The organism is Bacillus sp. GM2 (assembly GCF_056155945.1).
Genome location: NZ_JBRKSZ010000007.1, coordinates 1563964 through 1582608, shown reverse-complemented (window position 1 = coordinate 1582608; position 18645 = coordinate 1563964). Strand labels below are relative to the sequence as shown.

The following is an 18645-nucleotide window of genomic DNA, read 5'->3' as shown; positions in this document are numbered from 1 at the left end:
ATGGGGAATTCTTTTAGCATGTTCGGTGTTTCGCACTTTACTCAATCACAGACCAAGCCGGTGAATCAGGATCTAATGTAAAGTCATGAGATGACTCGTCGCGATACATCGGATCGGCATAAATCGAGTCTTGATCTTGATTTGTTGCGTTTTGATACGGCGAAAACGAGTCGTATTCATTCTGTTTCCAAATTCATAGTCCGTCTTTGCCGGATTCCTTGTGGTACACGTTATGATTCACTTTATTTCCTTCATTTTTCGTAAAATCGTTTGCGATAAATATTCGCGAATCGCTTGCTGTTATGATGTTTTTTTCGATTGTATTGTTTTTTGTATCATACTGGAGCAAAAGCTGTCCGCCATCCAGCCCCTTTGTATCATTGCGGTAAATAATATTGTGTGCAATGACAGAATGGCTGGTGCCTCCCCGCTTTTGGTCGTATCCGCCGATAGAAATGCCCGTATACGCATTCTCATACACTTTGTTGTCGGTTATTTGAATATCATCAGCATATTTCCCTTTATGTTCAGACGTTGCTTCAATTCCGATATCGTTGCCGTAGACCGTATTTTCCTTAATGTCAATGCTTTGTCCTCCGTCAACATATATTCCGCCCGCAGAATAGTCATCACCATAGGCAGGATTTCCGTAAGTGGAGTTATCGTAAACCGTGTTGTTTTCTACGATACCGTTTCGCACAAAATCGTTTTGAGCGGCCGTTCCTTCATATCCGATCAGATCAATTCCGATGTTGTTATTGTCGCGAACCACATTGCCTCTCACCGTGAAACCGTCAATGTTTCCGTTCAGCACAACCGCTTCACTCGCTCCGAGTGTCAGCTTTTCAACCGTATTGTCCTCGATCTTAATGTCTTTCATGCTGCCGGAGCCATAAACGGCAATCCCGTGGGCATTGCCATCATCCGCTGTTGTTTTTATATCCCGGACGTGATTGTTTTTGATGGTAATATGACTGCTGGAGCCTGACACATAAATTCCCATGGCTGTTGCTTCTTCTGATGAAACGGAAAGGTCTTGAATCGTCAGTCCGCTGATTGTGATGTACTGTTGATTGTGAATCTGAATGAGCGGTGTTTCATATTCCGCGTCCTTAACAGATTCTCCGCTGATGACGACTTTTTCATTCTCATAGTTTTGAAATGTGATAGGCTTTTCAGCCGACCCGCTCTCTCTCACATCAAGCGTTTCATGATACGTGCCTTCCCGAATCATGACAGTTGTGCCGGGGACAGCCTTTTTTGCTGCCTGTTTCAGAGTTCGAAACGGCTTTTCTTTCGTTCCTTCATTTTGATCATTTCCATCGGGGGAAACATACAAGCTGTTAGCCGGTTCTGCTTCTTTTGCTCCGGTCTTATCGTAAGCAAAAGCGATGATAACAGAAACTAAAATACACGCTGATAAAATAAAATACCATTTTCTCATACTCAGCACTCTTTTCTTTTCAAAATGGATAAACTAACACCATTATAGAATATCCATTTATGGAAAACCATCGCAAACATTTGAAAGAAAAAGGCAACCCTGGGATCATAGGGTTGCCTTCATATTTATGAGTTTATTCAGCACTTCCGGAGTCTATGAATGAGATAGCCGCCTATTCCTCCTAAAATCGCCGGAAGCACCCATCCTAATCCGATGTCATACATCGGGAGAAACTGATTGAAAAATTGATTAATAGCTGCAATTTTGAGTCCGGCAGCATTCAGGCCGTCAAACAGGCTGATGATAAAGGTCAATATCAGACTGCCTTGATACACTTCCCTCTTCCCTTTAAATAAAGGATGTAAAAATGTTAAGAATATTAAAGAAATCGCAATGGGATACAAAGTTGTTAAAACCGGCATTGAAACGTTAATCAGCTGTGTTAATCCTATATTTGCTACAAGGGTGCTGAACATTGACAGAATGACAGCAATTTTTTTATAGGAGATGTTTGGAAACAAGCCGTGGAAAAACGAAGAGCATGCTGTGATGAGTCCCACACTTGTTGTCAGACATGCTACAGTTATCATTAAGCCCAAAAAAACGGAACCATATGGTCCGAAATAATAGGATGAAACCTTTGCCAAAACCTCGGCTCCATTTTCTAAAAGACCCAGTTTTTCAACGCTGGAAGCCCCCATATATGAAAGCGCTGAATAGATCAGAGCCAAGAGCGCCGCTGCAATCGCCGTCGATTTTGCACAAACGATTATGAGCTGTTTTTTGGAGGCCGCTCCCTTCTCTTTCATGGCGTTCACAATGATGATTCCAAATACAAAAGCGACAAGGGCATCAAGAGTAAAGTAACCTTCTTTGAATCCTTTAAAAAATACGTGTGATGCATATCCTTCAGACGGAGCTTGAAAGCTTCCGATTGGATGAATAATAGCCGTAACAACGAGCAATCCGATAAATGTTAATTTAATAGGAGTTAGAAATTTTCCGATTACATCGATAATTTTAGTTGGATTCAGGGACAGCAAGCATGCCACAGTGAAAAATAATACGGTAAATATGATTAAGGCAACAGGGCCCGCATCATTTGATAAAAAAGGTTTAACTCCTATTTCAAACGACACATTGCCGGATCTGGGAATCGCAAAAAAAGGGCCGATTGCTAAATAGAGAACCGTTGTAAATACAATGCCGAACAACGGATGCACACGACTGGCCAGAGACTGCAAATCATTTTTTCCTGAAAAAACGAATGCCGTAATGGCGAGCAATGGCAATCCGACTCCGGTCACCAAGAATCCTGCATTGGCTGTCCATACATTCTCTCCGGCCATCTGACCCAGCATAGGCGGGAAAATGAGATTTCCTGCACCGAAAAATAATGCGAATAGCATTAATCCTATGATTAGGATAAATGAAAAAGGAATTTTTTTTGCCATCATGAGTCCTCCGATTCGGGTTAAGCTATTAGTGCGTTTTTAGTAGTCAGCAGTGTAGCGCGATAAAAATTTTCAAAATAAATGTCCTGAATTATCAGTAAATATTAAATAAAAGTACTATCCTACTATAGTAGCTGTTGCTCGTATTGTCAAAGGTTTAGTCTGTATAAAAATTACGTCGCACTCCTCCTTTGGAATTGATTTGAAAGTTTGTTACATAATGTAAAAATAACGATGGAAAGTAAATTCTCTTTTTGGGAGGTTGTGAAATGCCATTAGGGCCTGCAATCATTTCGGTATTAATAGGATTCGGGGATCGTATATGTCATTATGAGAGCGGTAAGGAAATCTAATTGATGGCAGGACGCCTCGGCCCCGATCCCTTGTCGCATAAACCAAGGCCGCCAATCCCTGTTCGGCTCTCTGCTCGTTATAGAACAAGGAGATATATAGAATGGTATCTTCATTCGCTCGGCTGAAATTGCCGGGTCATGCGGGGCAAAAGCTAAGAAAAGCGGCCAGTCAAATAAAATGACTGGCCTATCTGTTATTATATATGATTTACAAAGTAGAGACATCAATCACGAATCGATAACGCACATCGCTTTTGAGGACGCGCTCATATGCTTCATCTACTTGGTCAGCTCCGATGACCTCAATTTGCGGAGCCAAGCCGTGTTCAGCAGCGAAATCAAGCATCTCTTGTGTCTCCCGAATGCCGCCGACAAGCGAACCTGCAATGCTGCGGCGGCCCATGATTAAGGAAAACACACTGTACTGATCCCGTTCTGCCGGCGCGCCGACGTTAACAAGTGTTCCATCGGCGCGAAGAAGCGATAAGTATGCATCAACGTCCAGATTGGCGGACACCGTGTTTAAAATAAGATCAAAGCGTCCGGCCAGCTCAGTGAATACTGCAGGGTCGCCAGTTGCAAAGTAATGATCTGCGCCAAAACGCAAGGCTTCTTCCTGTTTATTCAAAGAGCGGCTTAAGACCGTTACTTCTGCCCCCATGGCATGCGCAAATTGGATGGCGACGTGGCCGAGTCCCCCCATTCCCACAACGGCAACTTTCTTGCCGGGGCCTGCGTTCCAATGCTTCAAAGGAGAGTACGTGGTGATGCCTGCGCACAAGAGCGGGCTTGCAACATCCAAGTTCAGGCTGTCCGGAATGCGGACAACAAAATCTTCTTTAACCACGATGTATTGGCTGTAACCGCCATATGTCGGATTTCCATCGTAGTCTAAACAGTTATACGTTTGGATCACGCCTTTCGTACAAAATTGCTCCTCTCCGCTCTGGCAGTATTCACATTCGCCGCAAGAGTCAACGAAGCAGCCGACCCCCACGCGGTCGCCGACAGCAAATTTTTTAACACTTGTCCCAACTGCTTTGACGATGCCGGCGATTTCATGTCCCGGAACCATTGGGAAGATTCCGCCTCCCCATTCATCGTACGCGCTATGGATATCCGAATGGCAAATGCCGCTGTACTTAATATCGATTAAAACGTCATTCGGTTGTAATTCCCTTCTTTCAATTGTGGTCTGTTCAAATTTCGCCTTGGCTCTCGGAGCACTCAGTACACGGGTTGAGATGGTTTTATGCAGATTACACATCCATATCGATCCTTTCTTACGTTATATTACGCCAATTCATAGAGAAGAGGTGCAAGTTAAGGTTAAACCTTAAAGTTCGCTTTAAGGCAAGAGGTTTTTCTGAAATCTTCTTCGGCTTGCGTTAAAGTCCACTTTAAGGTCTATAATCATTGTGTGTTGTGACACATCCAATTAGAATTTTGATGAATATGATGGAGGTTTCAAAATGGGGTATTCTATAAAAGAAGTTGCTGAAAAAGTAGGTTTGCCTACACATACACTCCGATATTATGAAAAAGAAGGTCTTCTGCCTTTTATTAAAAGAGACGCAAATGGAAACCGCATTTTTGAAGAAAAAGACTTGTCATGGTTGGAGCTTGTGATATGCTTGCGGAAAACTGACATTGCGCTTTCGGAATTACGGGAAATCGTCAATTTAACAAAAGAAGGAGATTGGACCATCTCGAAGCGCAAACAAATACTTGAAAAACATAAAGAAAAAATGCTTGAAAAGCAAAGAGTCCTGGAACGCGCCTTTTTAAAAATCGATGAGAAAATCATGTACTATGATGGATTAGAAAAAAAGAATCAGGCAATGTCCTTGAAAGCGGATGAAAAGTAATTTGATAAGTGCCGGCGCGCTTTCAATTATGGCACTACATTCAAAAGAAATTTTTCCAAAGTCTCCTTTGCGGCTTGCTCATCCGTACCATAGACCATTAACGTGATCTCATCCCCTTCTTGCACTCCTAATTGAAGGATTTCCATCAGATCTTTCCCGTTTGCTGTCTGCCCGTTTTTAGCGAGTACGATTTCACTTTTGAATGAAATCGCTTTGCGGACAAATAGGGTCGTATGCCTGGCCTGAAGCCCCCGGGGGAGCCGAACTGTTGATTTTGTTACTAACACCATAACTCTCTCCTTGCTTCTTTTTCGATTAAGGCTACGAAATTCTTTTCTAAGCTGCATCTACAGAATAATCGTTAAAGCCCACTTTAACGCAAGGGATTTTGTGAAATTTGCTGAGAAAAAGCCGTCTCCGGCCTGCGCTGGAAACGGCTTTTTTCTTAATTTAAAAAGGATGCTTTATATACAGATAAACGACCTGCTTATATATCCCACCAAAAGGTTTCGGGAAGCGAGTATTGGCTGTTCAATGCGCGTTCAATCGGCTCTTTCCAGCCGTGGTATGCGAGGGTAAAGGCTCCCCAATGAATCAACATCATGTTCTTTCCTTTTACATCTTTATGGGCTTGTACAGATTGTTCGGGTGTCATATGAATCCCGGACCAGCGTCTGTCATATTGGCCGCCTTCCATTAATGTGATATCGAAAGGGCCGTATTTTTTGCCGATTTCCTTAAAGTGTTCATCATATCCCCCGTCACCGCTCGTATAAAAACGCGTATGTTTTCCGAGGATGACCCAGCCGCCCCACAGGGTCGTGTTTCGATTCAATAATCCTCTGCCTGAAAAGTGTTTGGACGGTGTCAGGGCTATTGTCAAACCTTGAAACTCCGTTTCATCCCACCAATTGAGTTCGGTGATTTTTTCTTTCTCAATTCCCCACCGGATCAAGTGTGCGCTGATTCCGTAAGGAACGAAGAAATGACCGGCCTTTTCCTTCAGCTTTAAGATGGATGGATAATCTAAGTGATCATAATGGTCATGTGTAATCAAGACGGCGTCAATCGGCGGCATATCATTGACCGTATGCAGGATGTCTTCGCTGTAGCGTCTGCTTCCGATGAATGATACGGGTGAAGCAATTGGACCCAGCATAGGGTCTACGAGTATTTTTTTGCGGTCGATGCTCAGTAAAAAAGCGGAATGTCCAAACCATGTTAAGCTGTCTTCGTTACTTTTAACGATGTTCCAATCAATCTCAGAAACAGGGATTTGATCGGAAGGATTGCGCTCCTTGCCGCCGGAAACAGCGTCTCTCATCATTGAGAAAACTCCGGATATTCCGCCCATATCCATCTTTTCTTGTGTTTGATTAAGAAATTTGCCATCGGCATAATTGTCAAAGCTTTGATACAGCTTTTTTTGTTCCTTGCTTGGATTTCCTCCAAACACAGGATGTAAATTGATGAACAATAAAACAGCCGCAGCTAAGATGATGATAAAAATGAATAAAAACATCATGGTTTTTTTCCTTGTTCCTTCCTTTTCAGGATGATATCTTGCTTCTTCTTATTCTACCGATTATAGCTGCTTCGTCGCCAGTATAATGAATAAAATGTAAGAACCCTCCGAATTTGGAGAGTTCTTTTTAATAGTGCCGCGTAAAACGGCTATTGTGTAAATGCTCAGCCGGCGATTCCAGACCACCGCCATAGCCTTCTCAGGCAGGATGCAGCAATTATTTATTTTGCACTAATAAAAATGTGTATTTGGTGCCCTCCGGCTTGTTTTTCCAATAAATCGTTACCTCCGCATCTCCCTTTTGGCGTCCTTCGTAGTCTACCGAGTTCATGCTCGGATTAGCATATGCATGGAGAATAAAGGGGTCATCGACCGCAACCTCTAAATCTTCGTCCGAAAATTCAATTTGAGGACCTCCATTTATACTGCCGCAATAGAAATGCGCACGGCCGGAACCGCCAATGCCAACTGTTTCGTCGTATACGGTGAAGATGTGAGTTGAGCATTCGCTTGGTTTAATAGTACCAACTGATGCAGCATTTGCAGAAACGGCATGAAAGGACAGAATCGTCGCAAGGGCAATGGCTAGTGACAAGAAATACTTGCTTAATTTTCCGATGTTCATGTTGTCAACCTCTAACCAAATATTGTCAGTATACATATTCTCCATATCGAAATATATACCTCTATAATAAGGTTCTTACAAAAAAAGAGCTGACGCTAATGGTCAGCTCCCGCTTTTAAAACCGGACAGATTCAGAGGGTTGGAAAAACCGGTCCACCGCTTCATCGGTTACATCTGAAACGTTCCGGTACTTGTAGTTCGGTGATTGATCACGGTCGATCAGGACGGACCTGACGCCTTCGAAGAAATCATTGTGCTTCAAAAAGTTCTTTGCCAGCACCAGATCCGTGGCAAAGCATTCTTCCAGTGTTTTTTGACGTCCGTCCGCCAGCTGTTTCAATGTGATTTTTAATGAAAATGGCGATTTGGAAAGCATTGTTTTTTTCACATTCGAGCTAAAGGTGCTTCCCTCGCTTTCGAGCGATTGAAGGATCTCTTCCAGCTTATCATACTTAAAATGACGGTCAATCGCTTGCTGATCACGGGCGAGCGTGCTCTCCTGGGAGGGCTCCGTTTTCGATTCGCGGATCAGCTGATCGAGCTTTTCTTCAACGCTTGCAAGGCGCCAATCGGTTTGTTCCACTGCTTGAAGCAATCGTTCTAAAGCGCCGCTCTCCATGTAGGCGTCTGCCCCATTGATATACAGCACGTCGGCTGCATGGATGACAGACGCCGTTAATCCAAGATACCGCCCTAAGCGGCCCGGGGCTTTGTTTAAAAAATAGGCTGCCCCGACATCCGGAAAGAAGCCGATATTCATTTCGGGCATCGCCCATTTTGTCCTCTCCGTGACGATCCGGTGGCTGGCCCCGTACGTCAGGCCGACGCCTCCCCCCATGACGATCCCGTCCAAGCAGGCGATGATCGGTTTCGAAAATCGATGGACTGCCATATCGACTTCGTACTCTGTTTCAAAAAAGCGCTCGGCATCTTGCAGGGCCTGTTTTGACGAACGAGCTTCATAGAGTGCCTTAATATCCCCTCCGGCACATAGTCCTTTTGGTCCTGCACCTTTGATGACCACGATAGAAACGTTTTGATCTGTCTCCCACTCGTTTAACTTTTCACCAATCAGACGGACCATGTCGTATGTGAGTGAGTTGAGCGCTTTCGGGCGATTCAGAACAATCGCTGCGGCGCCGTTTTGATTGACGGAAAACAGCACGTCATCGGACATCTTGATCCACTCCTTTTATGAATGATGAAAGTTTGGTTTGCGCTTTTCGACAAATGCGTGAATTCCTTCTTTGGCATCTGAAGTGACAAACAGCTCGGCGAATCTGTTTCGCTCCCTCTCCAGTGCTTGTTCCATGCTTTCGCTGGCGCCCTGTACGACACATTCGACGGCGCGCCTCACGCTGGTCATGCTTTTTCCTTCGATAAAAGACGACGCGACCCCTGCTGCCGTCTTCATCAGTTCCTCCCCCTTTACAGCCATCTGTGCAATTTTCAGCTCTACCGCCTCTTGAGCTGAAAGCGATCGGCCCGTCAGGATAAGGTCGAGTGCTGTCGCTGTGTCCGTTATGTTGCGAAGCCGCTGTGTACCACCAAATGCAGGAATCAAGCCGAGCTTTAATTCGGGAAGACCGACTGTTGCATCGTCTGATACGATTCTGAAGTGGCAGCTCATCGCGAGTTCCAGGCCTCCGCCAAGAGCCGGTCCGTTTATCGCCGCAATGACGGGTTTTTTGGAAGCTTCGATTTCATCGCAGAGCGCCTGGCCCCCTTGTGCGAGCGCCAATCCTTGTTTTTGGTCCCCAAGTTTTGAAACGAATTCTTTTATATCCGCTCCCGCCACAAAAAAGCGGCCTTCTCCAGTAATGATGATTGCTTTTGTCTCCTCGTCGCGGGCCAATTCCCGAAAAAGAGAGCGCAATTCGGCGATACAGGAAGAAGAAAGTGTATTTGCCGGCGGATTGTTCAACGTCACGGTTGTGATGCCATGTTCTGTTTTAAGTGTGGCATATTTCAAGTTCAATATTGATCCCTCCCTGATTAAATAAAAAAGGCCCCTCTGAAAAAAAATCAGTTGTGCATGAGAGGGAGCCTTATGTTAAGGATTAGAACCAGCGTTCGGTGACGACCTTTTTACGCGTGTAAAACTGGACGCCGTCCTTTCCGTTTGTCCCAAGATCTCCATAGAAAGAGGCTTTGTTCCCTGCGAAGGAGAAGAACGCCATCGGAGCCGGGACGTTGACATTGACGCCGATCATTCCGGCATCGATTTTGTCGCGGAACTGCTGGGCGCTTTTCCCGCTCGATGTGTAGATGACAGCGCCGTTGGCAAACTTGGATTGATTGGCGAGCTCGATCCCCTCGTCAAGATCTTGTACACGGACGACGCTCAAGACCGGTGCAAAGATTTCGTCCTGCCAGATTTTCATCTCTGGTGTCACATGATCGAAAATCGTGGCTCCCACAAAGTATCCTTCTCGAACATCCGGATTGCGTCCGTCTACGGCGAGTGCGGCCCCTTCTTTTATACCGCTGTCGATATAGTCAAGGACGCGTTGTTTATGGACTTCGCGGATCAGCGGGCCGACAAAGTGATCCTCGGATCTGCCGTCTCCTGTCTTCAGCTTCCGTGTTTCAGAGACGAGCATTTCCATGAAGTCATCGGCGATGTCATCAACGACCGCCGCAACGGAGCAGGCCATACAGCGTTCCCCGCTGCTCCCGAATGCCGCACCGATGATGCCTTGAACAGTCTTTTCAAGATGGCAATCCGGCATAACAATCGCATGGTTTTTAGCGCCGGCCAGCGCCTGAACGCGTTTCCCGTTGGCTGTGCCCGTTTGATACACATATTTTGCGACCGGTTCTGAACCAACGAAGGAGACGGCTTTAATATCATCGTTCTCCAATATTCCGTTTACAACATCCTTTCCTCCATGGACGAGGTTTAACACACCTTTTGGAAACCCGGCTTCATAGAACAGCTCAACAAGCTTCCCGGCAAGAATAGGAGTCCGTTCCGAAGGTTTCAGGACGAACGTGTTTCCGCAGGCGATGGCGAGCGGAAACATCCACAGGGGAACCATCATTGGAAAGTTAAACGGCGTAATGCCGGCGACGACTCCCAAAGGATAGCGCCAAATCGATCCGTCGATGCCCCCGGCTATCGCGGGCAGGGATTCTCCCATCATTAAAGTAGGTGTGGCTGTCGCAAGCTCAACAACTTCGATTCCCCGCTGCACTTCGCCGCGGGCGTCTTTTAACGTTTTGCCGTTTTCCGTCGTAATAATGTCTGCCAATTGTTCTTTTTGCTCCTGGAGAAGCTGTAAATACTTGTATAAAAGCCTTGCCCGATTGGGGACGGGCACAAGCGACCAGGTCTGATAAGCGTGCTTGGCAGCCTGCACGGCACGATCTACATCCGCTCTCACAGATAGAGGCGCATAAGCGATGACGTTTCCGTTTGCAGGATTGACGACTTCTTCCGATTCCGCACCTAGAGAATTGACCCATTCCCCGTCGATATGGTTCATCATTTTTTTTGCATTGGTTGTGATCATTTGATTTCTCACCTCTCCTTACTGATAAGTTGTCTTCTGTTCGCTTATTTTTTTGTATAAAACAGACATATCTTTTTCCCCGTATCCGTTCTGATCGGCTTCTTCGTAAATGCCGAAGAGAATCTTGCTCACCGGCAGTTCAACGTTGTTCTTCTCAGCCAAATCCAATGCAAAGCCAAGGTCTTTCAGCAGCAGCTTCAAAGAAAAGCCAGGTTTATAGTTTTCATCCGCTATGAAACTTTTATAGTTGCGCTCATAGATCCGGCTCTGCCCATAGCTGACGTTCAGCATCTCAAACAATTGGTCGAGGTCGAGATTGCTGTTTTTGGCAAGGTGCAAGGCTTCACTGACGCCGGCTGTATAAAAACCGATTAAGAGGTTGTTGATCAGCTTTGTATTCGTTCCGCTGTCGATGTTTTCGTTCACATGAAAAATATTCTCGCCCAATGCATTGAAAACAGGCAACGCTTTATCAAAAACGGACTTCGGACCCCCGACCATAAAGGTCAGCGTCCGGTTGACCGCCCCGATCACACCGCCGCTGACCGGCGCCGCAAGAAAATCGATACCTTTGCTTTTCGCTTCCTCCGCAATTCGGATATTCAGTTCAGGAGCGACCGTGCTTGTATCGATCAGGAGGACGCCCGGTTCAGCCAGGTGTACGAGCCCTTTTTTTCCCAGAAAAACCTCCTCTGCAGCGTTTGAGGAAGGAAGGCTTGTGAGGATGGCGTCACACTCTTCAACCATTTTTTCAACTGAAATCCCGATCGTTCCTCCTGCATGATGCAAGGCCAATTCAGCTTCTTTGTTAAGGTCCATTCCATAAACCGTAAAGTTCTCCTGAAGCAGATTCTTCGACATTGGCAGACCCATATTGCCCAAACCGATAAATCCGATTTTTTTCAAACAGTTTCCCTCCGATCACACCGTATATTTTTCATGAGCGGCTATTTTTTCTGCGATTTCGCGTTTTTGAGTAAACAGATTGCTGAAAAGAGGCAAAGAAAGGCTGCGAGCCTCTTCAAATGCGAGTTTTCTTTCGGCTTCATCAGATGCTATGCTTGATAAGGCGGTCACCGCCATCTCTTCGATTCTGCGGTAGCCTTCTTCACAAATGACATTCGTCATCATTTCTTTCAACCGTGCTTTTTCACCACCGTATATTTGCCTAGCTTTTTCGGTTCGGCGGGCGGCGGATTCCATCACATAGATTTCTTTTTTCATGTCGGCGAGAAGCCGTGCGTATTCCTGATCTTCTTGAGTGTTCACGCGAGAGCGGATAAGCGCTTTCAGTGTCTTGCCGAAAAGCCTGTTGGACAGCTGAATAAATCGCCGGTTTCGATTTCCCTCGCTGCCTAGTTGAGCTTCCGGCTCTGAGATGCCGTTTTGCTGCACTTCTTTCATGAGCAGTTTGGCGATCGTTAAGCGGTTTATTTCATTTGTCCCCTCGAAAATCCGGCTGATCCTCGCGTCCCGGTACAATCGTTCGACTTCGTACTCCTGCATGTATCCGTAGCCGCCATGAATCTGCACCGCTTCGTCTGCGATCCGGCCGAGGATTTCGGAGCAGTAAACTTTATTGATCGCACATTCGGATGCATAGTTTGTGAGTTTTCTCAGTCTATCGTCTAATGGGAGAGCCGAATCTAAAACATTGTCCAAGCAATCTGCCGTTCTGTAAGCAGCGCTTTCCGCGCCGAAAATCGAGACCGCCATGTCGGCAATCTTTTCTTGAATCATTGAAAAACCGATGATCGGCTTGTTAAATTGCTTTCGCTGTTTGGCGTAGCTAACAGCAAGGTTCAATGCTTGTTTTGCCGTTCCAATGTTCGAAAACGCGAGCTTTAAGCGGGCCATGTTTAAAATGTTCAAAGCGACGTGATGACCTTTCCCGATATGACCTAGAACATTGTCGCTTGGCACCTCGACTTCCTCCAAGATTAAGGTTGCTGTCGAAGACCCTTTGATTCCCATCTTCTTCTCTTCAGGTCCGATGGAAACACCTTTAAACGAGCGTTCGACGATAAATGCTGTCATGCCTTCCGCCGTTTTTGCAAAGACAACATATACATCAGCTACTTGCGCGTTCGTAATCCACTGCTTTTCCCCATTTAAAATCCAGGCTGTCCCTTCCCTATTCAAGACGGCTGTCGTTTTTGCGTTTAAAGCATCCGATCCTGCGCCCGGCTCTGTCAGAGCATATGCTCCGATCCATTCGCCCGATGCCAGTTTTGGAAGGTATTTTTGTTTTTGTTCCTCTGTTCCATAATAAATATACGGCAGTGTCCCGACTCCCGCATGAATATTAAAGGAGACGCTGAACGATCCGCCGGCTCCCATTTTCTCTGCCACCAACCCGGAAAGCTTCTTGCTGAGTGAAAGGCCGCCGCAATCCTCCGGAACTTCGATACTGAGCAAACCGAGCTCTCCTGCTTTTTGAAACAATTTTTTCACGCTTTCGTGATCCTGCTGATCAATCGATTCAAGAAGGGGCATGACTTCGTTTTTGACAAATGATTCTGTCGTTTTTGAAATCAGTCGATCTTCCTCTGTGAAATCTTCCGGTGTAAATCCTTCAGCAGCCGATTCGTGTTGAGAAATCAAGGGTTCATTCCATCGAAGTTTTGCTTTCCCCATTGCTTACCTCCTCGCTTCCGCTAAAAAGAGTGATAAACCGAGATAAAAAGACGATGAATCCGCTTACATTTTTGCTGATACGAATCATCGTCTCCTTTTCTCATCCAGATAAGGACCAACCAATTATGAAGGGCACGGTTGTTTCGGTCATTTAGCAGGCTTTTCTTGCCAGACGCCGGAACATAGGACCGCCTTTTTGTTTCATGAAGCAGCTGTTCCGCGAAAAGTCCCGGGCAGTGCAGCTGATGAAAGATATGAAGCTTTTAATATCAGCTTATCAAATAATTGGAAGATTTCCAAATGTTTTTTTGGTTTACTCTATTTTACTTGTGAAAGCTTGGGAATATGCATTGTCAGCCCTCTGTGAACACGTCTTGGCAAGTCGAGATTATTTTTTTTGCAAAAATAAAACAGACCATAGTTTTATGGTCTGTTCAGAAAGGGCGCCGCTGATCGTTTATTCAATTGATAAGCTTGAGACGATACATTCCGCATGGCCGGCGAGCGTAAATTCTCCAAAGCCCCAGGGCAGCAGCATGTGATCTCCTTTTTTAAATGAAAAGTTATGGCCGCCAGATGCGATGCGCCCTTCCCCTTCTATGACGCTGGCAAGAAGAAACGGTTTATCCTGTTTGAAACAGGCCGATCCTTTTACATCCCATTTTTCTACTGAGAAATAAGGACAATCAATCAGTGCGGCAGTCTTGACGTCGCCCGATGTTTCGTATTGAACGGTTTCGCGATCAGGGGAAGACGGAACGTCGATCACTTCTATGCTTTTTTGCAAATGGAGCTCGCGCAGGTTTCCTTCAGCGTCTTTTCTGTCATAATCATATAGTCTGTAGGTTGTGTCAGAATTCTGCTGCGTCTCCAAAATCAAAATGCCTTTTCCGATCGCATGGACAGTTCCGCTCGGCACATAGAAGAAATCTCCCGGCTTCACTTTGACGCGGCGCAAAAGCTCATTCCATTTTCCGTTTTCGATCATTGAGACCAGTTCTTCCCGCGTCTTGGCATGGTGGCCGTAAATGATCTCCGCATCTTCCTTGCAATCAATGATATACCAGCATTCCGTCTTTCCAAGCTCCCCGTTTTCGTGCAGCTTTGCATATTCATCATTTGGATGCACTTGTACGGATAGGTCTTGGTCGGCGTCCAAAATTTTTGTCAAAAGAGGAAAGCGGTCTCCCTTTATATGTCCGAATAAATGACGGTGTTCATCCCATAATTCGCTTAATGTGAGCCCTTTATACAAGCCGTTTTTCACGACGCTTTGTCCATTTTGATGTGCGGCGAAAGCCCAGCACTCCCCTGTTTGTTCGGATGGAATGTCATAGCCGAAAGAGGCTAAAGCCGTTCCGCCCCATATTCTTTCTTTAAAAACAGGCTCGAAAAATAACGGTTCAGTCATGACGGGCGTCCTCCTTTTTTAGATGATTTCATCCAGAAGTTTGTATGCTTCTTCTTTTGTTTGGGCAGAGAGAAGCTTGTCCCGGTAGGTGTCATCCATCAGTTTTCTGGAGAGCATTTGCAGAAGCTTCAGATGCTCGTTTCCTCCGCTTTCTTTCGGGACGGCGATCATAAAAATCAGTTTGGCGTCAGTTCCGTCAAGACTCCTCCAGTCTACGCCCGAACGTTTAATGCCGAATGCTACACTCGGCTTCTTGACGGCATCAGACTTCCCGTGCGGGATCGCGATATTCATACCGATCGCCGTTGTACCCTCAAGTTCGCGATTGATGATAGCTTGTTTAAATTCGCTTTCTGAATGCAGTACGCCTTTCCGGGACAATTTTTGGATCATTTCATCAATAATGTCGTCTCTCGTATCTCCTGACAAATGAGGTTCGATCAAATCTGTATCGATGATGTCTGTGAGCTTTGTAATTTCCGGCTTTTCGATTTTTTTGCTTTCCGCTTCGATTTCGATGTTCGGTTGGGGAATGTCGTTCCCTGCAGCAGCTTCACTTATCCCTGCGGGTGCAGCTGTGACCTCTTTTTTGAGCACATTGACCAAAAGAGAGGTAACCAGGGATCCGGCAATAACAGCGATAAAGAACATCAACACATGATCGACAGCGCCAAGCACCGCTACGATCGGTCCGCCGTGGGCGACTCTGTCCCCTACATTACCGATCATGGCGATCACGGAACCTGTCATTGAACCCGCCATAATACTTGGTATGACGCGGAGCGGATCCTGTGCAGCAAACGGGATGGCGCCTTCAGTAATGCCGAATAATCCCATTGTAAATGCTGCTTTTCCCATTTCTCTTTCTTGCGCCTGAAATTTTCTTTTCCCTAAAAACGTTGCGATTCCAAGCCCGATCGGAGGAATACAAATGGCGACGGCGATCGGTCCCATAATTTCATAGTTGCCTTCACCGATCATGGCCGAGCCAAACAAGAATGCCACTTTATTGACGGGGCCGCCCATATCAAATGAGATCATCGCCCCTAAAATTAATGCCAGCAGAATCGAGCTTGAGCCCTGCATACCAGCCAGCCAAACCGTCAATGATTCAAAGATTTGCGCGACAGGCGCGCCGATCAGCAATACGAACGCCAAGCCTACAATGAGCGAGGAAACCACCGGTATGACGATGATCGGCATGATCGGCTGTATGGCTTTTGGCACTTTTAATTTTTTGATGGCCAGCGCCGCATATCCGGCTAGAAAGCCCGCGATAATGCCGCCGAGGAACCCTGCACCGCTCCCGCTGCCGTAAAAGCTTCCCGTCGCTGCGATGTATCCGCCGATCATTCCCGGCACAAGCCCCGGTTTATCGGCGATACTGTAGGCGATGTAACCGGCTAAAATCGGGATCATGAATGAGAATGAGGCTGCCCCGATTTGCTCAATCGTTTTCCAAAAAGAATCATCAGGGATCACTAACCCTTTCGGCGTCTTTTCGCCTCCAAGCGTCAATGCGACCGCAATCAATAATCCGCCGACGACAATGAAAGGAACCATAAACGATACACCGTTCATTAAATGCCTGTAAATCGGATTTTGCTTTTTCTCCGTTTGAGCGGAGGCTTCCGTTTTCACAGCCGAACGATAGACAGGTATATCGCCGCCGATCGCTTTTTGTATTAATTCTTCCGGTTTTCGGATGCCTTCCTGAACACCGACAGCCAGAAGTTTTTTTCCGATAAAACGGTCTTTGTTGACCGAGCGGTCTGCGGCTATAATAATCGCGTCAGCCTCGCGGATTTCCTGCTCGGTCAGCTCATTTTCCACCCCGATGCCGCCTTGTGTTTCGACTTTCATTTGAACGCCCATTCGATCGGCCGCTTTTTGCAAATTTTCCGCAGCCATATACGTATGGGCAATGCCGTTTGGACATGATGTAATCGCTAACAGTTTCATGCGAATCCTCCTTCTGAAACTAAAGTAGTGAGCAGCTCTTGTCATTACTTTATAATAAAAACGTGCGTGTAAAAGCGTTGTTTTTTACCGCAGGCTCCGGAAAAATCGGTTTTTTTAAAGCAGGACTGCAGTGAGCGGCGACTTGTAAAAACATATGGGACTGAATTTGAAAAAAATGTGCCGTATTGCAATAGGGAGCTGAAATTTGTCGAGGGGGTGTAAACATAGGACATCCTCTTTATGAAGGTTATTTTGATGAGGGTATTCGAAGAAAACCCCAGTGAAAAGAAAATATCTGATGGTATTGATGAAATGGGGAAGCTTCTTTAAAAAATATCTCATTCCTAGTGCCCGAAAGCTCTGATTATGATTTAATAAAAAATTAAGAAAGGTATGATATCAATGATGAGATTACTTATTAGTTTTATATTCGGGGCTTTAGGGGCAGTTATAATGTATAACATAAAATCAAACTTTTCTTTCCCTGTGACAACAATTGTTTTAGTGGTTTTTGTGGCTGCTTGTTTGCATTTTGACCTGGTTAAACGTAAAAAGAGCAAAGATCAGAATGATAAAAAGTATGAGTTTATATGGTGGATCGCAACAATTCTCATGGTTCTAGTGATGACTCTTAATACCGTCTTTGTAAAAATTGACCCTAAGTATAATATCATCGTTGTATTGATTCACATTTTGTTTATGGTGATTATTAAGAGTAGATGGAAGAAAGCTAAGACAGACTAAGCAGATGGGCGGCCTGCTTTTTTCGTACCATCTCGGCAGACTCTTTTTCCGGTGTCCGCAATGTTTTTCACCTTCAAATTCAAAATAAAAAGACATCCATCAGGACACCTTTTCTTTCTCTTTTTCAGCTTTTGCTTGTTATACAGAAACTAGACAAAAAAAGTAACAATTTCTATGCTCTTCATCAACCAGTATTCAGCTCGTTTCATTGTGAAAAATTAATCATCCTATTGGAGAAATAAAAAAGTGTCCAAACCTGTTGAATTAGAAAGAAATCTACTCCTCACTAATTCATGGCTCTGGACAAATATTTCAAAAGATTATAAAGGACGCCGAAATAGACGATATATTCGTTGATGCTGAAACAGATTTCATCATTTCTTTTTATAATACAGAATAATTATTTAATCGTTCCTCTAACTCATGAATCCTTCTTTCAAGCTCAGAGAACTTCTTGTCGTTGTATCTATGATCACGTTCAATGTTTCTTATTGATTAGTTTAAGCATGGATATGACTTTTTCAGGATCGTTTTCCTCTATGCGTGTTAATGTTTTGTTGATTGTATCTAACCGCTCGTTTACGCTTTTGAAGTCTTCTTTCATTTCCTTTTGCATTTCGTAGATCGCTTGCAAAACTTGATTATCCAATTCGTCCATCCCTTTCTATTGATTATATCATCATCCTAATGATTGTGTTTCATTTTTTGGAATGCTCCTTTCCCTATTGCTAATGTGTTTATTCTTTCTCAACGGTCTACTTGCACTATAAAACTCCACTTCTTTTTCAGTGGGGAGCTATAAATTAGAGATCTTTATATAACTCATGTTTAATCCAAAGTTCGAAGTATTGAGTAGCCTCATTAATCTTTAAATCTTTGCTTGTTATTGAAAGTATATTGCAACCGAATGGATCGATTTTTGAAAAACTCAAAGGTGGCTCATCTATCCCATGATCCTGAAAGTTAAAATACACGTCCCACACATCGATATCTAGGCGTTTTAATCCTACCGCTTCAAGATCTAATCCCTTTTTATTGTAACTAATATGTAGATGTTGTGCTTCATCATAATTCATTAGGAAACCCTACCTTTAGAAAAAGATATGA

At 44.9% G+C, this 18645-nt stretch carries 16 protein-coding genes and 1 pseudogene; 2 read left to right on the top strand and 15 right to left on the bottom strand.

Features of this window, described 5'->3' with window-relative positions:
* Positions 1-37 precede the first annotated feature (37 nt).
* The 3 genes and pseudogenes from ACVC9U_RS08980 to ACVC9U_RS08970 form a co-directional block, all read right to left on the bottom strand.
* A pseudogene (locus tag ACVC9U_RS08980) lies at positions 38-1444 on the bottom strand (right-handed parallel beta-helix repeat-containing protein).
* Between the two features lie 137 nt (positions 1445-1581).
* On the bottom strand, positions 1582-2898 hold the full coding sequence (gene brnQ, locus ACVC9U_RS08975; RefSeq protein ID WP_025804657.1) for a branched-chain amino acid transport system II carrier protein: 1317 nt from the start codon (positions 2896-2898) through the stop codon (positions 1582-1584).
* A 561-nt stretch (positions 2899-3459) separates the two neighbouring features.
* Positions 3460-4518: an NAD(P)-dependent alcohol dehydrogenase gene (locus ACVC9U_RS08970; protein WP_009328152.1), complete on the bottom strand. Its 1059-nt coding sequence runs from the start codon at positions 4516-4518 to the stop codon at positions 3460-3462.
* 205 nt (positions 4519-4723) lie between these two features.
* Here ACVC9U_RS08970 and ACVC9U_RS08965 point away from each other — a divergent pair, with 205 nt between their 5' ends.
* Positions 4724-5119 (top strand): MerR family transcriptional regulator, encoded by a 396-nt coding sequence (locus ACVC9U_RS08965; protein ID WP_003182359.1) that lies wholly within the window; start codon positions 4724-4726, stop codon positions 5117-5119.
* Positions 5120-5145: 26 nt separating this feature from the next.
* Here the strand turns inward: ACVC9U_RS08965 and ACVC9U_RS08960 are convergent, their stop codons facing one another.
* The 10 genes from ACVC9U_RS08960 to ACVC9U_RS08915 form a co-directional block, all read right to left on the bottom strand.
* The gene (locus ACVC9U_RS08960) at positions 5146-5409 is read right to left on the bottom strand and encodes an HPr family phosphocarrier protein (RefSeq protein ID WP_003182361.1); all 264 of its coding nucleotides are present in this window, start codon (positions 5407-5409) and stop codon (positions 5146-5148) included.
* Between the two features lie 197 nt (positions 5410-5606).
* The gene (locus ACVC9U_RS08955) at positions 5607-6644 is read right to left on the bottom strand and encodes an MBL fold metallo-hydrolase (protein ID WP_009328148.1); all 1038 of its coding nucleotides are present in this window, start codon (positions 6642-6644) and stop codon (positions 5607-5609) included.
* A 217-nt stretch (positions 6645-6861) separates the two neighbouring features.
* A complete protein-coding gene (locus tag ACVC9U_RS08950; RefSeq protein ID WP_009328147.1) occupies positions 6862-7269 on the bottom strand; it encodes a hypothetical protein in 408 nt (135 codons plus the stop codon).
* A gap of 115 nt (positions 7270-7384) precedes the next feature.
* On the bottom strand, positions 7385-8446 hold the full coding sequence (locus tag ACVC9U_RS08945) for an enoyl-CoA hydratase/isomerase family protein (protein WP_003182367.1): 1062 nt from the start codon (positions 8444-8446) through the stop codon (positions 7385-7387).
* A 15-nt stretch (positions 8447-8461) separates the two neighbouring features.
* Positions 8462-9247 carry an enoyl-CoA hydratase-related protein gene (locus tag ACVC9U_RS08940; protein ID WP_441390637.1) on the bottom strand — a complete coding sequence of 262 codons (786 nt, stop codon included), beginning with the start codon at positions 9245-9247 and terminating at the stop codon, positions 8462-8464.
* 82 nt (positions 9248-9329) lie between these two features.
* Positions 9330-10784 (bottom strand): CoA-acylating methylmalonate-semialdehyde dehydrogenase, encoded by a 1455-nt coding sequence (locus tag ACVC9U_RS08935; RefSeq protein WP_003182372.1) that lies wholly within the window; start codon positions 10782-10784, stop codon positions 9330-9332.
* A gap of 18 nt (positions 10785-10802) precedes the next feature.
* The gene (locus tag ACVC9U_RS08930; RefSeq protein ID WP_003182374.1) at positions 10803-11690 is read right to left on the bottom strand and encodes an NAD(P)-dependent oxidoreductase; all 888 of its coding nucleotides are present in this window, start codon (positions 11688-11690) and stop codon (positions 10803-10805) included.
* Between the two features lie 15 nt (positions 11691-11705).
* Positions 11706-13421 carry an acyl-CoA dehydrogenase family protein gene (locus ACVC9U_RS08925; RefSeq protein WP_009328144.1) on the bottom strand — a complete coding sequence of 572 codons (1716 nt, stop codon included), beginning with the start codon at positions 13419-13421 and terminating at the stop codon, positions 11706-11708.
* 457 nt (positions 13422-13878) lie between these two features.
* Complete coding sequence (gene manA, locus ACVC9U_RS08920; protein WP_003182379.1) at positions 13879-14832, bottom strand: mannose-6-phosphate isomerase, class I; 954 nt, start codon at positions 14830-14832, stop codon at positions 13879-13881.
* 18 nt (positions 14833-14850) lie between these two features.
* The gene (locus ACVC9U_RS08915; protein ID WP_003182381.1) at positions 14851-16794 is read right to left on the bottom strand and encodes a PTS fructose transporter subunit IIABC; all 1944 of its coding nucleotides are present in this window, start codon (positions 16792-16794) and stop codon (positions 14851-14853) included.
* A gap of 453 nt (positions 16795-17247) precedes the next feature.
* Between ACVC9U_RS08915 and ACVC9U_RS08910 the strand changes: the two genes are divergently transcribed.
* On the top strand, positions 17248-17538 hold the full coding sequence (locus ACVC9U_RS08910; protein ID WP_016885426.1) for a hypothetical protein: 291 nt from the start codon (positions 17248-17250) through the stop codon (positions 17536-17538).
* 478 nt (positions 17539-18016) lie between these two features.
* Here the strand turns inward: ACVC9U_RS08910 and ACVC9U_RS08905 are convergent, their stop codons facing one another.
* Both ACVC9U_RS08905 and ACVC9U_RS08900 read right to left on the bottom strand, forming a co-directional pair.
* A complete protein-coding gene (locus tag ACVC9U_RS08905; protein ID WP_003182385.1) occupies positions 18017-18196 on the bottom strand; it encodes a hypothetical protein in 180 nt (59 codons plus the stop codon).
* A 145-nt stretch (positions 18197-18341) separates the two neighbouring features.
* Positions 18342-18614 (bottom strand): DUF3986 family protein, encoded by a 273-nt coding sequence (locus ACVC9U_RS08900; RefSeq protein WP_003182387.1) that lies wholly within the window; start codon positions 18612-18614, stop codon positions 18342-18344.
* Between the last annotated feature and the right edge of the window lie 31 nt (positions 18615-18645).

Bases quoted from the DNA above. Each gene is read 5' to 3' on its own strand.
- brnQ (WP_025804657.1), bottom strand. From the start codon at position 2,898: ATGGCAAAAAAAATTCCTTTTTCATTTATCCTAATCATAGGATTAATG.
- ACVC9U_RS08970 (WP_009328152.1), bottom strand. From the start codon at position 4,518: ATGTGTAATCTGCATAAAACCATCTCAACCCGTGTACTGAGTGCTCCG.
- ACVC9U_RS08965 (WP_003182359.1), top strand. From the start codon at position 4,724: ATGGGGTATTCTATAAAAGAAGTTGCTGAAAAAGTAGGTTTGCCTACA.
- ACVC9U_RS08960 (WP_003182361.1), bottom strand. From the start codon at position 5,409: ATGGTGTTAGTAACAAAATCAACAGTTCGGCTCCCCCGGGGGCTTCAG.
- ACVC9U_RS08955 (WP_009328148.1), bottom strand. From the start codon at position 6,644: ATGATGTTTTTATTCATTTTTATCATCATCTTAGCTGCGGCTGTTTTA.
- ACVC9U_RS08950 (WP_009328147.1), bottom strand. From the start codon at position 7,269: ATGAACATCGGAAAATTAAGCAAGTATTTCTTGTCACTAGCCATTGCC.
- ACVC9U_RS08945 (WP_003182367.1), bottom strand. From the start codon at position 8,446: ATGTCCGATGACGTGCTGTTTTCCGTCAATCAAAACGGCGCCGCAGCG.
- ACVC9U_RS08935 (WP_003182372.1), bottom strand. From the start codon at position 10,784: ATGATCACAACCAATGCAAAAAAAATGATGAACCATATCGACGGGGAA.
- ACVC9U_RS08925 (WP_009328144.1), bottom strand. From the start codon at position 13,421: ATGGGGAAAGCAAAACTTCGATGGAATGAACCCTTGATTTCTCAACAC.
- manA (WP_003182379.1), bottom strand. From the start codon at position 14,832: ATGACTGAACCGTTATTTTTCGAGCCTGTTTTTAAAGAAAGAATATGG.
- ACVC9U_RS08915 (WP_003182381.1), bottom strand. From the start codon at position 16,794: ATGAAACTGTTAGCGATTACATCATGTCCAAACGGCATTGCCCATACG.
- ACVC9U_RS08910 (WP_016885426.1), top strand. From the start codon at position 17,248: ATGTATAACATAAAATCAAACTTTTCTTTCCCTGTGACAACAATTGTT.
- ACVC9U_RS08905 (WP_003182385.1), bottom strand. From the start codon at position 18,196: ATGGACGAATTGGATAATCAAGTTTTGCAAGCGATCTACGAAATGCAA.
- ACVC9U_RS08900 (WP_003182387.1), bottom strand. From the start codon at position 18,614: ATGAATTATGATGAAGCACAACATCTACATATTAGTTACAATAAAAAG.